The 13,137-nt window shown below is 30.7% G+C and carries 14 protein-coding genes; 6 read left to right on the top strand and 8 right to left on the bottom strand.

Annotation, left to right across the window (positions count from 1 at the left end; translation table 11 throughout):
• The first annotated feature begins 164 nt into the window (after positions 1 to 164).
• A complete protein-coding gene (prfA, locus tag ACVC08_RS08145; RefSeq protein ID WP_452599927.1) occupies positions 165 to 1,241 on the top strand; it encodes a peptide chain release factor 1 in 1,077 nt (358 codons plus the stop codon).
• Between the two features lie 90 nt (positions 1,242 to 1,331).
• Here the strand turns inward: prfA and ACVC08_RS08140 are convergent, their stop codons facing one another.
• From ACVC08_RS08140 to ACVC08_RS08115, 6 genes are all read right to left on the bottom strand, one after another.
• Positions 1,332 to 2,066, bottom strand: coding sequence for a DUF6733 family protein (locus ACVC08_RS08140; RefSeq protein WP_452601674.1), 735 nt, complete (start codon positions 2,064 to 2,066; stop codon positions 1,332 to 1,334).
• A 13-nt stretch (positions 2,067 to 2,079) separates the two neighbouring features.
• On the bottom strand, positions 2,080 to 2,970 hold the full coding sequence (locus tag ACVC08_RS08135) for an alpha/beta fold hydrolase (protein ID WP_452601673.1): 891 nt from the start codon (positions 2,968 to 2,970) through the stop codon (positions 2,080 to 2,082).
• A 2-nt stretch (positions 2,971 to 2,972) separates the two neighbouring features.
• Complete coding sequence (locus tag ACVC08_RS08130; RefSeq protein WP_452601672.1) at positions 2,973 to 4,553, bottom strand: class I adenylate-forming enzyme family protein; 1,581 nt, start codon at positions 4,551 to 4,553, stop codon at positions 2,973 to 2,975.
• A 230-nt stretch (positions 4,554 to 4,783) separates the two neighbouring features.
• Positions 4,784 to 5,044, bottom strand: a complete 261-nt coding sequence (locus ACVC08_RS08125; protein ID WP_452601671.1) for an acyl carrier protein — start codon at positions 5,042 to 5,044, stop codon at positions 4,784 to 4,786.
• 10 nt (positions 5,045 to 5,054) lie between these two features.
• Entirely contained in the window at positions 5,055 to 6,332 is a 1,278-nt protein-coding gene (gene lysA, locus ACVC08_RS08120) for a diaminopimelate decarboxylase (protein WP_452601669.1), read from the bottom strand.
• Between the two features lie 167 nt (positions 6,333 to 6,499).
• Positions 6,500 to 7,042, bottom strand: coding sequence for a YybH family protein (locus ACVC08_RS08115; RefSeq protein ID WP_452598363.1), 543 nt, complete (start codon positions 7,040 to 7,042; stop codon positions 6,500 to 6,502).
• A 683-nt stretch (positions 7,043 to 7,725) separates the two neighbouring features.
• Here ACVC08_RS08115 and pyrF point away from each other — a divergent pair.
• Together pyrF and ACVC08_RS08105 are read left to right on the top strand one after the other, a co-directional pair.
• Entirely contained in the window at positions 7,726 to 8,547 is an 822-nt protein-coding gene (gene pyrF, locus ACVC08_RS08110; RefSeq protein WP_452601668.1) for an orotidine-5'-phosphate decarboxylase, read from the top strand.
• 24 nt (positions 8,548 to 8,571) lie between these two features.
• Positions 8,572 to 9,375 (top strand): ABC transporter substrate-binding protein, encoded by an 804-nt coding sequence (locus tag ACVC08_RS08105; protein WP_452598361.1) that lies wholly within the window; start codon positions 8,572 to 8,574, stop codon positions 9,373 to 9,375.
• Here ACVC08_RS08105 and ACVC08_RS08100 read toward each other — a convergent pair.
• Positions 9,358 to 9,555, bottom strand: a complete 198-nt coding sequence (locus ACVC08_RS08100) for a Lacal_2735 family protein (protein ID WP_452598360.1) — start codon at positions 9,553 to 9,555, stop codon at positions 9,358 to 9,360. The two genes, ACVC08_RS08105 and ACVC08_RS08100, sit on opposite strands and share 18 nt — an antisense overlap.
• Positions 9,556 to 9,899: 344 nt before the next feature.
• On the opposite strand from ACVC08_RS08100, the gene ACVC08_RS08095 reads away from it, so the two are divergent.
• From ACVC08_RS08095 to ACVC08_RS08085, 3 genes are all read left to right on the top strand, one after another.
• Positions 9,900 to 10,403: a hypothetical protein gene (locus ACVC08_RS08095; protein ID WP_452601667.1), complete on the top strand. Its 504-nt coding sequence runs from the start codon at positions 9,900 to 9,902 to the stop codon at positions 10,401 to 10,403.
• A gap of 155 nt (positions 10,404 to 10,558) precedes the next feature.
• Positions 10,559 to 11,554, top strand: a complete 996-nt coding sequence (locus tag ACVC08_RS08090) for a sensor histidine kinase (RefSeq protein ID WP_452601666.1) — start codon at positions 10,559 to 10,561, stop codon at positions 11,552 to 11,554.
• Between the two features lie 2 nt (positions 11,555 to 11,556).
• Positions 11,557 to 12,342 (top strand): LytR/AlgR family response regulator transcription factor, encoded by a 786-nt coding sequence (locus ACVC08_RS08085; protein ID WP_452601665.1) that lies wholly within the window; start codon positions 11,557 to 11,559, stop codon positions 12,340 to 12,342.
• A gap of 32 nt (positions 12,343 to 12,374) precedes the next feature.
• Here ACVC08_RS08085 and ACVC08_RS08080 read toward each other — a convergent pair whose 3' ends face one another.
• Positions 12,375 to 13,082, bottom strand: a complete 708-nt coding sequence (locus tag ACVC08_RS08080) for a DUF4197 domain-containing protein (RefSeq protein ID WP_452601664.1) — start codon at positions 13,080 to 13,082, stop codon at positions 12,375 to 12,377.
• Between the last annotated feature and the right edge of the window lie 55 nt (positions 13,083 to 13,137).

The raw sequence follows: 13,137 nt of genomic DNA, 5'->3' as shown, positions 1-13,137 counted from the left end.
ATAAAGCTAAAGGTCTATAATAATATAATATAGCGCGAAACTGGTTAAGCATATAGTTTATAACGAAAAATAATATAGAATATTTTTCATGTTAGCATAACAAGTTATAAATGCATACAGTTTGAGAAATTATCGTACTTTTGTTTTTACAATTTTATATATAGATGTTAGAAAAATTACAAATAGTTAAACAACGTTTTGATGAGGTAAGCGATTTAATAATTCAACCAGATATTATTACAGATCAAAAGCGCTATGTAGAACTAAATAGAGAATATAAAGATTTACGTATTCTTATGGATAAGCGTAAAGATTATATAGAATTCACTAATAATATTGCAGAAGCCGAAGAAATAATTGCAGATGGAAGTGATGCCGAAATGGTAGACATGGCAAAAATGCAACTAGAAGAAGCCAAAGAAGGCATTCCAAGATTAGAAGAAGAAATAAGAGTATTACTAATTCCTAAAGATCCAGAAGACGCTAAGAATGCAGTAGTAGAATTACGTGCAGGAACAGGAGGAGACGAAGCAAGTATATTTGCAGGCGACTTATTTAGAATGTATACTAAGTACTGTGAAGGTAGAGGGTGGAAAGTAAGTACCGTAGATTATAGTGAAGGAACTAATGGAGGATTTAAAGAAATACAATTTGAAGTTAGTGGAGAAGACGTATATGGAACGCTTAAATTCGAAGCTGGAGTACACCGTGTACAACGTGTACCGCAGACCGAAACACAAGGACGTGTGCACACGAGTGCCGCAACAGTAATGGTGTTTCCAGAAGCAGAAGAATTTGATGTAGAGATTGATCCAAAAGAAGTAAGAGTAGATTTTTTCTGTTCCTCAGGACCAGGAGGGCAATCTGTAAATACAACCTATTCCGCAGTACGTTTAACACACATACCAACAGGGTTAGTTGCGCAATGTCAAGACCAAAAATCGCAGCATAAAAATAAGGAGAAAGCTTTTAAAGTTTTGAGGTCAAGACTTTATGATATGGAGCTAGAAAAGAAAAATGCTGAAGACGCTGCAAAAAGAGGATCTATGGTAACATCAGGAGACCGAAGTGCAAAAATTAGAACGTACAATTATCCACAAGGACGTGTAACAGATCACAGAATAGGATTAACACTTTACGATTTGTCTAATATTATTAATGGAGACATTCAGAAAATTATAGACGAGTTAATGTTAGCTGAAAACACCGAAAAACTGAAGGCTAATGACGATGTAATATAAAATAAAAGCCTCTTTTTTTAGAGGCTTTTATGTTAAAAAGAAAGGCTTGAGAATTTAATTATTCTCAAGCCTTTTTCTACAAAAAAATAATTAAAAAGGAATAAAAGCAGATACTCTATAAAACTCGTCAGATAGCCCCACATCTGTATTTAAGTTTCTACCAGCAGAAATTCTAAAAGCGATACCTTTATCGAACTTCAATTTAACAGACCCACCTAGCCATTGATAAATTTGTAAATTATTTGGAGCATCTTCATTTCTGGTAATGTCTAAAGTTTCATAATAGGCACCAATAACTACCCGTTTTCCAGTTTTAATGCCAGGAGCAAACCAGTTTAATATAAAGTCTCTGGTCTTTATGTCATCATTACCTCTAATCGATTTGTAATATTCTAAAAAACCTTCAATATCAAAAGTAGCATCATTATAATTTACATAAAGACTAGGTATAAAACCCTCACCTACTTTTGTCCCTGTGTCATTAGATAGCCATTTACCAGATGCAAACCCAAGAGAAGGATTGAGGTATAGTTTATTATTCAATAATTTAAATCCTAGACCAGCTGCTACTTCAAATAAAAGGTCATTTCCATCCCCATTACCAAAGGCGCCATTGGTCCAGAAAATACTGTACATTGTAATATCGAAGTTTTTATTGGTTTCAAAGTTTCCAAAGAAAATGGGAAAAAAACCAGCAGCAGTATTTTGCACTATTTTAGTAGCAAAAGTGGCTTTTTTCTTTTTTTCTAATTTTTCAGTTTCTTGACTGTAAGCTAAGCTTATCGGAAGTGAAAGTACTAATAGTATTATAATTAATTTTTTCATTGTAATGTATATTTTAATATTTAAAAAATTGGTTTGTTAATTCGGCAATAGTTTTATGAGCCTCTTCTAAATGCAGGTGATGGTTACCATCTAGCCAATGCGTAGTTGCCTTTTTTAAAAGATTTAACCTAGAATGGAATAGATTGTTAGAAAAAAGACCTTGATTGCCTAATATTAGGAGCGTATCGCAATTTATATGCTTAATAAATTGCTGCGCTTGCGCTTCCGTTATGTTATGAAACTTTGGTAATGCTATTTTGGGATCGTGAGACCAACGATAACCGCCAGAAACTTCTATTACCCCACGTTCTATAAGTGCCTTAGATGCATTGTATGAAATAGGGCTAATAACATTATCCATTCTGTCTCTAATGGCATCTGCTTTAGTTTTAAAAGTTATAGTGTCCTTAGGAGAAAAACCATAAAGTTTGGTTTTTTTTGCCATTTTAAGTTGCTGAAAAGCAGTTTTAAAATCGAGAGCTATTTTCTTTTCTTTTGAAACAAAAGGAGCTCCTAAACCATCTATAAAAACGAGTTTGTCTACACGGTTAGGAAAAGCTCCAGCAATTATAGAAGCAACACCAGTACCTAAAGAATGCGCCAAGATAGAGCACGTTTTCCACCCTAATGTATCTATACAATTTAAAAGGTCTGTAGCGTAGTCCCATAAATAATAATTTCCATTATTTTCACGATGCTGAGACCAACCATGACCTGCTAAGTCTATAGCAACTATATATAAATTGTCATTTAATAACGGAGCAATTTTATTAAACGAATTAGCATTATCTAGCCAGCCATGAATGGCAAGAATAGGCTTGCCGTTAGGTTTTCCCCATGTTTTAGCCTTTAAACAAAATCCGTTAACGGTAATATCTAATCTATTAGAAATTAATGTATCCATAGCTAGATTTGAGTTTTAATATTACTGTTTAAAAATTCTAAAGCCATGGCTTTTAATGCAATAACATTAAACTTCCCGTTTGGTGTTTTGGGCATTGCTGGTATTATAGAAATATGCTCTGGAACTTTATATGCTTCAAGAGCCTTTTTACATTCAAGAATAATAGACATTTCGCTAATATTTTGAGCTTCTTTTAAAACAACAAAAGCAAATAAAGCTTCTCCATAATCTTTGTGTGGTATTCCTGTAATAACAACAGCATTTATTTCTGGAAGCGTTCCAATAAAATCCTCAACCTCTTTAGGACTTACTTTAATACCTCTTGAATTAATCATATGGTCCATTCTACCCTTAAAGTAAAGGTATCCATCCTCGTCTAGGGAGCAATAATCGCCAGTATAGAGTACTTGTTCTCCAGGATAAATTCCAGTTTTTAACTTTTCGGCAGTTTTGCTTGGTTTATTCCAATACCCTTTCATAACAGTAGCGCCTCTAATAACAAGTTGTCCAATTTGATGAGGTGTTGTTATTTTATTGTTATCATCATCTACTAGCCATAATTCGGTATTTGGTATAGCAATACCTACGCAATCTATTTTAGAGTCAATCTCTTCAGGAGGTAAATAAGTGCAGCGCTTACATTCAGTAAGCCCATACATAGAAAAAATTTTTGCATTGGTAAATAACGTTTTTATCATTTCAATATTTGTTCTAGTTAAAGCAGCTCCAGTATTGGTAACAGCTCTAACACTAGAGAGATCGAAATTTTTAACTTTATTTTGTTCATGCAGAAGCATAATCATAGTTGGTACTCCTGGTAATATGGTTATTTTTTTTGTAGCTATTTTCTTTAATAAAAAAATAGGCCATGTAAATTCCTTCTCCAATACCAATGTAGCTCCAGTTGAAATAGACATAATCATTTGGTATAAACCATAATCGAATGAAAGAGGTAGTGCGCAGAGCACCCTGTCTTTATAATTATAACTTAGATAAGTATTTAACGAGTGTGTTGCTGCAAGCATGCTATCGTGCGTATGCATGACACCTTTTGGCTCTCCTGTAGACCCAGAAGTATATATAATGGCAGCAAGGTCTATGCTTATTACCCCTGAAGGGATTAAAGTGTTAGAATTTGTAACTAAAGCATTTTCAAAAGCTTCCATCCAAGGTTCTGGTTGTGCTTTTGTAAGATTAGAAATAAGGACTTTCTTTAACCTATGAGCTTTAAAAATGGCTTTGTTTTCTAGAGCAATAGTTTCGTTTGTAATTAATATTGAAGCTCTAGAATCATTTAAAATATAATCTATTTTATCTGTTTTCATTTCTGTTCCAACTGGAATTACTATAGCGCCAACTTTTAAAATGGCCCAGAAGGAAATAATGGTTTCAATAGTATTACCTAATAAAATAACAATTCTATCACCACGCTGTATGCCCAAAGTTTGAAAATAACAAGCTAGGTTATTAGACTCATGCTCTATGGCTGTAAATGAATAGTCTTTTTTAGAAAAACTAATTGCAGTTTTATCTTGATATTTACTAGCACTTTGCTCTAGTAATTGTTGCATTTGAGTTATCATAATTATTTGTTTTGTAAGTTTGAATTAACTTCAGTTTATGCAATAAAAATCTATGCTATCTAGATATGTGTTTTTCGGTGTATCTAAAATAATCTAGTAGTTAATGCGTGTCTATACTTTATTTTATAGACTGAAGTTGCTTAATTAAATGAATAAAGTAAAGAGTATCTTGCACTATATATAGCAAAAGAACTAAACAGGAAGGCAAGTACTCTTTACTTCTTAAATGATTAAGTTAATTGTTTAACCTCTGATAAAAGATAATCATAAATAGTTTGTAATGTATTAAAATGTTTAGCTTCAATAGTATCTGCATTCACTTCAAATCCATTGATGTTATCTTCCAAATATGTTAAAAAGAACATAGAGGATAAAGAGTCAATTCCTAAATCATTTTTTAAATGCGATTCTAGAGTGATTGAATCTTTATTTAGGTTAGGGATGCTGTCCATTAACCCTTCTTTTATAGTGTTTAATATTGCTGTGTCCATGATGTCTTAATTAATTTAAAATTGGTGTTGGTGTTTTAAAGTCTACTAGTATTTGCATATCCATGATAGTCTTAGTAGTATCTTTTTTACGTATTAAATGAGTTTTACCTTTGTATAACAATACTTCGGCAGGAAACCCATGGCTATGGAAAAGACCTGGTGATGATGTAGGGCCATAGGCGCCTGAAGATTCTACTATTAAAATATCTGAAACTTTAACTTCTTTAAGCTTTATATTTCTACCAATAATATCATCTGGGCTACATAAAGGGCCGGCAACTTGGTATTCTTTTTCTTCTGCGTTTGTAGGAGCTGTAATATTTAACATAGGAAAATTACGCTTTACAACACGGCCTGAACCAGCTGCTGCCGAGTGACAATTTGTACCCCCATCTGTAACTACATAAGTTTTATTGTGGTTAATTTTAATGTTATTGACCTCTACAGCCATGTGGCCAGCTGTACCAATAATATAACGACCAGACTCCATTATAATTCGTGTTTCTGGAAACTCCTCATGGAAGGTATTACAAAGCGGCTTCATTAAATTAGCAAACTCATCAATGTTTAATGGTGTTTGGTTTTGGAAATAAGGAATCCCCATACCGCCACCAATATCTACCATTGTAAATTTTGTATTGTAACGCTTGGTTATAGTGCGGTATAAACCTAAAATATATTTAGTGTTTTCGTAGACAGATTTAGCATCTAATATGCTAGTTCCATTGTATACATGTATGCCTCTAATATTAACATGGGGTGTTTTTAAATAAGTTCCAAAGTTTTCAATAGCATGTTTTTCATCTATTCCAAATTGAGTTGGTCGTCCACCCATTTTCCAAGGAGAACCCTCAGCCGAAAAATCTGGATTTATACGTATTGCTATATTTACAGTTTTATTAGCTTCTTTCGCAAAGTTAGAAATACGAGTAAGCTCATCTTCAGATTCTACAACTAAGGCAAAAATATTGAGATCAATTGCTCTTTTTAGTTCGTAATCTTTTTTGCAGGGCCCTAGAAAAATAATGTCTTCTGGAGTAGAACCAGCTTTTAAAGCTATTTCCATTTCGGTAACAGAGCAAGCTTCTGTACATGCGCCTTTAGAACGTAATAGCTTTACTAAAGACATGTTTGGGTTAACCTTTAGTGCATAGAAAATGTCGACACAATTAGGTAAAGCATTTCTTAACATGTAATAATTGTTTACTAGTTTTTCTCCATCATATATGTATGCAGGTGTGCCATATTTTCTTGCAGCAGATGCAATTTTTGAGTGTTGTGTATTCATAATTGTTGTATTTGTACTAGTCTAATAGATCTTTAAAATTCTCAGTGTAGTCTGCTTTTGAGTAGAAAAAAAGCATAGAAAGTTCTGTGCTTTGTTTTTAAAACAAAACATATAATTGTTTCTTTTAACTGAAACTTTACCTAAAAACTAGTGTATTATTGTTGCTTTTAGTTGTCTGAATTAAACATGTCGTATTCAATAAGCCAATTATTCTTCTCTTTTTTCCAAAGAATAACATAAGAGCCTTCGAATACATGTTCGGTTTTAGAATTAACGTAACCTAGCATGTGGCAACGTTGAAATGCAACGTCCATATCACCAAAAAATTCTAGTTCATCTTGAAAGAATTCTACTCTATCTACAGCCTTTACACTTTCAGAAAACTCTTTTTCAATTTCTTTTCTGCCTAGTCTGGGTTTCTTACCAGGTTTCATAAAAACAGCATCTTTAGTGGTGTATTCTTCAGAGATGCCCTTTGCATCTTTGTTCTGCCATTTCGTTTCAAAACGTCTATCTGCAATATCTATAAGTTTAGCATTTTTTAGTAGCTCTTTTTCTGTTACCGTTTTAGAGCCATAATAGCTTACAATAGAGTTTTTGTATTTTATCTCTATGTTTTTTTTATTTGTAGATGTAGCCTTAAACGAATACATTACTATTATTACAAGCGTAGCAACTAAAATAGTTGCTTTATTTATAAAGTGTTTCATTGTTTTAATAAGTTAAATTAATGTTTAATTACGACAAAAATTTACATAAGCGATACCATTATATTTAGCATATAATACAATGTAAGTAATCTTAAATGTCGTTAAAAATAATAAGGAATTCTTCTGCTCAGTTAGGGAATGAAATATAACTGCATGTGTATTTACATACAATTAATTGGTTAAAGGGATTCCAATTTTAGTACTAAAAAAATCAAAATATTAATATTATTCTGAGTAGCTAAAACAGATAATAGTGAATATGTTGATATGTAAAATTTATTGTGTAGCTGTATACAAAATGTGTCTAGATCACATTTAAATTTTTATCTAGAAAAAACTCAAACAGTTACATCTATAAAATTACAAGATCAAATTTACATAACTCAAATTGCTTTTAATCGTTTAAATATGCGTTTTGTCGAATAAATTAGGTATACATTTTTTTATTTAATATAGTGTTAGCAAGCTGACAATTATGAATATTTAACGATAAAATAACATCAGCATAGAGTAGAGTAAAAGGCTTAAAAACAAAATGTTTTTTTGAAATTGTAAAAGGGTCAAAGTTATGAGCTATATTAAAGTATGATAGCTTGTTTAATACTAGTATATTTGTTTCCATGAATTTTAAAAAAAGAGAATCGTTTTTTTAATATATATAACTTTATATAGAAGCTTAAAATATGACTACTACAGATTTGGTTAACCAAATAAAAACAAAGCAATCTTTTCTATGCATCGGTTTAGATGTGGATTTAAATAAAATACCCAAACACCTTTTACAAGAAGAGGATCCAATATTTGCATTTAATAAAGCTATTATAGACGCCACACACCATTTATGTGTGGGCTACAAACCCAACACAGCATTTTATGAAGCTTATGGCTTAAAAGGTTGGAAAGCACTTGAAAAAACAATTAAATATTTAAATGAAACATATCCAGAGCAATTTACAATTGCAGATGCCAAACGAGGAGACATAGGTAATACAAGTACTATGTATGCTAAAGCATTTTTTGAAGATTTAGCATTCGATAGCGTTACTGTTGCACCATATATGGGGCAGGACTCTGTAGAACCTTTTCTAGACTTTAAAGATAAACATACAATTATGTTAGCTTTAACTTCAAATAAAGGCGCTTTCGATTTTCAAACCCAAACCATCGAAGGTAAAAAGGAAATGTATAAACAAGTATTAGAAACCTCAAAAACATGGCAAAATGCTGAAAACTTGATGTATGTTGTTGGGGCTACCAAAGCAGAATATTTTCAAGAGATAAGAGCTATAGTTCCAGACTCTTTTTTATTAGTCCCTGGTGTTGGAGCACAAGGTGGGAACTTACAAGATGTATGTAAGTATGGTATGAATAAAAACATAGGTTTATTAATAAACTCATCTAGAGGCATTATTTATGCTTCTAATGAAGTTGATTTTGCTGAAGCTGCTGCAGAAAAAGCAAAAGAACTACAACAACAAATGGAACTTATTTTAACAAAGAATTAATCTAGAATCTATTATTTTTTCTAAATGGAAAAAACTGTAAAAATAGTAGATCAAATAGGGAAGGAGCTTGTTTTGAAACAAGTGCCTAAGCGCATAGTGAGTTTAGTGCCATCTCAAACAGAATTGCTTTTCGATCTAGGATTAGAAGAGCAAATAGTAGGGCTTACAAAGTTCTGTGTACATCCATATCATTTAAAAAGTACAAAAGCTATTGTTGGAGGAACTAAAAATATTAAAATAGATAAAATTAAGGCGCTCAATCCAGATATTATTCTATGTAATAAAGAAGAAAATACAAAGGAAATAGTTGAAGCCTGTAACGCTATATGTACGGTACATGTTTCAGATATATTTACAATAAAAGATTGTATAGCGCTAATTACCCAATATGGTGTTTTATTTAATAAAAGAACTGAGGCCAATAAAATAGCCAATAAAATAACATTTAATCTTAATGATTTTCTTGCTTATATAAACAATAAACCATCGTATAAAGTGGCTTATTTTATTTGGAGAAACCCTTGGATGGTAGCAGGTAATACAACATTTATAAACTATTTGCTAACACTTAATAAGTTCGAAAATATTTATGGAAACTTAGAGCGCTATCCAGAAGTAGATATAAACAAAATTCAGTTAGAAGGAGATCCAGAATTAATACTACTGTCTAGCGAACCTTACCCTTTTAAAGATGAACATGCGTTTGAAGTTGGTCGAGTTTCTCACCATGCAAAAACAATATTTGTAGATGGAGAATATTTCTCTTGGTATGGTTCTAGATTAGTGAAAGCTTTCGATTACTTTAAAACTTTAAGAAATAGGCTGTGAATTCTCTCTAGAAAGAAATTTTAATTTATTTAACTTATTAAGCAGTTTCATTGCTTTATATTCAGAGTCATCGCTTAAAGCATGGTCTGTCTGCCTTAAATTATAAGCTTGCTCAACAAGTTGCTTGTAGCGCTTGTTAAGTTTTTGCTGGTGCTGTTTTAATAGATCTTTACGCTTCATTTATTTAGTTGGTTATATTGTATTAAATATACGTTATTTATTGATAATTAAAAAGTTAGCTTTATTTTTTTTTGCTATATGAGGCGCTTATTAGAAAAAGATATAATACTTAGTGTTTTTTTACTAGTATTAATTTTCATTAATATATTACCAAATACACAAAACCAATTCTAGATAGAATTGGTTTTATATTACTAAATTAACTAATTCAAGTAATATGTGAGAAAATCTACTTGCTGTACAAAAGTATATTAGTTTAGTTTTTATAATGTTATGTTAATGTTAGACTTATGTTATATCATTTATAATATTTTTATTAAAACAAACTAATCAAAATAAAACTTATGAAACCTATTATTATAACGTTGTTTTTATGCTTGACTGTAATGACTAGTAAGGCTCAAGAAAATTGTAAATGTTGCACAGAAAACCATAAAGCTTTCGATTTTTGGATTGGAACATGGGAGGTTACAAATCCAGATGGAACACTAGCAGGAAAAAATGTAATAGATAAAATACAGGACGAATGTATTCTTAGAGAGAACTGGACAAGTGCCAAAGGGAAGTATACTGGTACAAGTAATAACTTCTATAATGCCTCAAAAAAGCAATGGGAACAAATTTGGATAGATAATCAAGGCGGAAGCTTGCATTTAAAGGGGAACAGAAAAGGTAACCAAATGATTTTACAAACCGATGTGGCTAAAAACCCAAAAGGGCAACCTTTTATTCATCGGGTTACTTGGACTTTAAATGAAGATGGCTCAGTTCGTCAATTATGGGAAACCATTACCAATGGAACAGAAATTACTGTGGCTTTTGATGGATTGTATAAAAAAAACAGATAATAACGTAATCTATTTTATATAATTATAATATTTTTTAGTTAGAAAAAGAAAATATTTAGTCTGTTCTTTAAATTCTAAGTCATACAAGGCAAATTCTAATTTAAGTATAAGTTTAGGTAAGCTAAATGCTACATTTGTGTATTAACCTTTATAAAATGAAATATTTAAATGTAAGCTTTGTAATTCTAATATTTACCTTTAATGGATTAGAATCTCAGAACAAAATATTAAATACTGTAACTTTTAATCCTGCTGTAGATTTTATTAAGTATACAAAATATGATGCAACATTTACTTCAAAGGTTATAAGAAGTAAACGGGAATATCAAGTAAATAGCTTTAAAAGGGAAAAAGAAAGTATAAAAGACTTAAAAACAGTAAAACCAAAACCAGCATATAATCAATTAACAACAATATTATCTGTAGCATTAATAACAATACTTTTTTTACTTCTCTTTAGTTTATATAAGCTACATTATGATAAATTAAGGTTGCGCAATGAATTAATGACATACAAACAAAAGGCGTTGTATTTGCAAATGAATCCTCATTTTATTTTTAATTGCCTAGGCGCAGTTTCTGGTTTTATGATAAATAATGAAACAGACAGAGGGGTTAAATATCTAGCCAAATTTTCAAAATTAATGAGGTTGACTTTAGAATATTCACAAGAATCATTAATTCCTATAGAAAAAGAAATAGAAAGTCTTCAGAATTACTTAGAATTAGAAGCATTGCGTTTCGATGATAAGTTTTATTTTACAATTAAAAAATCTCAAGATATAGACGATGATATTATGATTCCGCCTTTATTAATTCAACCGTTAATAGAAAATGCAATAAATCATGGCATTATTCCTCAAGAAAAAAAGGGCATAATAGAAGTTAGTTTCACTTTAGATGATAAAAATAAAATTATCTGTAAAATACAAGATAATGGTATTGGTATTAATAATTCTATTGAAAATAAAAAAGAGTATGTTAATGTCCATAAATCTATGGCAATTAGTATTATTAAAAAACGACTAGAGGTAATAGCAAGAAAAACTAAAAGCATAGCAAAATTAGAGACAAATCAAATTAATGATGAGTTTAAAAATAGTAAAGGAACTATAGTAACTGTAATATTACCAATTCAATATACAAGTTAATTATGATTACTGCCGTAATAATAGATGATGATATAAACCTGCGTAATAGCATGCGAGGGTTATTATCTCGTTATGCACCAGATATAATAATTGTAGGAGAAGCAGATAATGTTATAGAAGGTGTAACAGAAATTATATCTAAAAAGCCATTAGCTGTCTTTTTAGATATACAATTAACAAAAGGAACAGGGTTTGATATTTTAGAAAGGATTTCAAAAATTGAAGGAGAAGTAAAAACGAATATTGTATTTGTAACTGCTTACGAAAAATATGCTATAAAAGCATTTCGTTTTAGTGCATTAGATTTTTTATTAAAACCAATAGATCCAGATGAACTAAAAGAAGTTATAAGAAAGCTTAAAAAACAAATTGCTTACACTTCGAATTACTCAAACATTAAGTTGCTTTTAGAAAATTTAAGCAGAAATACCAATACTTTTGAGCGTATAGCATTATCAACAGCTAATGGGATTCATCTTTTTGAAATAAAAAACATTATAAGATGTGAGAGTAAAGATAATTACACACAATTTTATTTTAAAAATCAAAAACCTATTTTAATCTCTAAAACATTAAAAGAGTATGAAGAGTTATTAACGGTTCATGGGTTCGAGCGTATACACCAATCTCATTTAATAAATTTAGCTTACTTAAAATCATATATTAAAAAAGATGGAGGTTATGTCTTAATGAGTGATGGGAGTAATTTACCAATAGCACAACGTAAAAAAGACAGGCTAAAAGAGCTGTTAAATATTAATTCGTTAAAAAAATATAAAGGCTTCTAGGCTGTCTTTTATTTATATAAGTAATAGTTAGCTTAATCCTGTAAAGCAAACACTTTCTTTAATAATGTAGTAGTACGAGACTCTAACTTGTTTCTAATTTTACCTTCTTCAACAGCAATCATTTTATAAACGCCATCTAAAGCCTCGGTAGTAACATAATCTGTTAAATCTGGGTTTACATTATTAGTAAAAGGAATAGAATTGTACTTGTTAATTAAATTTGCCCATATTTTATCGGCCCCAACTTTACTAAACGAGTTTTTAATAACAGGATTAAATTTTGCATATAAAGCAGTTTGTGTTTTTCCAGTTAAGTATTGTGTTGCTGCATCATCATTGCCTAATAAAATGTTTTTTGCATCAGCAAATGTAATATCCTTAACCGCGTTTACAAAAATAGGAGTCGCTTCCTTTACAGCGTCTTCAGCAGCACGGTTTAATACTTTTAAGCCATCGTCTGCCAAGCTGCCTAAGCCAATATCTCTAAGTGCTTTATCTACTTTTTGTAGCTCATCTGGGAGTAAAATTTTCACTAAGTCATTTTTATAAAAACCATCTTTTAAAGTAAGCTTACTTACTTGTTTGTCTATACCAAAATCAAGAGCTTCACGAAGCCCAGAAGCAATATCGGTATTACTTAAAACACCGCCACCTTGTGGTAATTGGTTTACAACCTGTTGTAATTCTGCACAAGCAGTTAAGTTAATAATTAAAAAGAAGGCTAAAAATTTACGTATCATAATTTGAGATTTATATGTTTATCAAAGATATATTATATAACGAAACTATTTCAAA

The sequence above is a fragment of the Pontimicrobium sp. MEBiC06410 genome (genome assembly GCF_053601615.1).
The sequence above is the reverse complement of the archived record's forward strand: the minus strand, read 5'-3'. Positions and strand labels throughout refer to the sequence as shown.

What these genes read in the sequence shown, in the direction of transcription:
- prfA (WP_452599927.1), top strand. Translation starts at nt 165, where the DNA reads ATGTTAGAAAAATTACAAATAGTTAAACAACGTTTTGATGAGGTAAGC.
- ACVC08_RS08140 (WP_452601674.1), bottom strand. Translation starts at nt 2,066, where the DNA reads ATGAAAAAATTAATTATAATACTATTAGTACTTTCACTTCCGATAAGC.
- ACVC08_RS08135 (WP_452601673.1), bottom strand. Translation starts at nt 2,970, where the DNA reads ATGGATACATTAATTTCTAATAGATTAGATATTACCGTTAACGGATTT.
- ACVC08_RS08130 (WP_452601672.1), bottom strand. Translation starts at nt 4,553, where the DNA reads ATGATAACTCAAATGCAACAATTACTAGAGCAAAGTGCTAGTAAATAT.
- ACVC08_RS08125 (WP_452601671.1), bottom strand. Translation starts at nt 5,044, where the DNA reads ATGGACACAGCAATATTAAACACTATAAAAGAAGGGTTAATGGACAGC.
- lysA (WP_452601669.1), bottom strand. Translation starts at nt 6,332, where the DNA reads ATGAATACACAACACTCAAAAATTGCATCTGCTGCAAGAAAATATGGC.
- ACVC08_RS08115 (WP_452598363.1), bottom strand. Translation starts at nt 7,042, where the DNA reads ATGAAACACTTTATAAATAAAGCAACTATTTTAGTTGCTACGCTTGTA.
- pyrF (WP_452601668.1), top strand. Translation starts at nt 7,726, where the DNA reads ATGACTACTACAGATTTGGTTAACCAAATAAAAACAAAGCAATCTTTT.
- ACVC08_RS08105 (WP_452598361.1), top strand. Translation starts at nt 8,572, where the DNA reads ATGGAAAAAACTGTAAAAATAGTAGATCAAATAGGGAAGGAGCTTGTT.
- ACVC08_RS08100 (WP_452598360.1), bottom strand. Translation starts at nt 9,555, where the DNA reads ATGAAGCGTAAAGATCTATTAAAACAGCACCAGCAAAAACTTAACAAG.
- ACVC08_RS08095 (WP_452601667.1), top strand. Translation starts at nt 9,900, where the DNA reads ATGAAACCTATTATTATAACGTTGTTTTTATGCTTGACTGTAATGACT.
- ACVC08_RS08090 (WP_452601666.1), top strand. Translation starts at nt 10,559, where the DNA reads ATGAAATATTTAAATGTAAGCTTTGTAATTCTAATATTTACCTTTAAT.
- ACVC08_RS08085 (WP_452601665.1), top strand. Translation starts at nt 11,557, where the DNA reads ATGATTACTGCCGTAATAATAGATGATGATATAAACCTGCGTAATAGC.
- ACVC08_RS08080 (WP_452601664.1), bottom strand. Translation starts at nt 13,082, where the DNA reads ATGATACGTAAATTTTTAGCCTTCTTTTTAATTATTAACTTAACTGCT.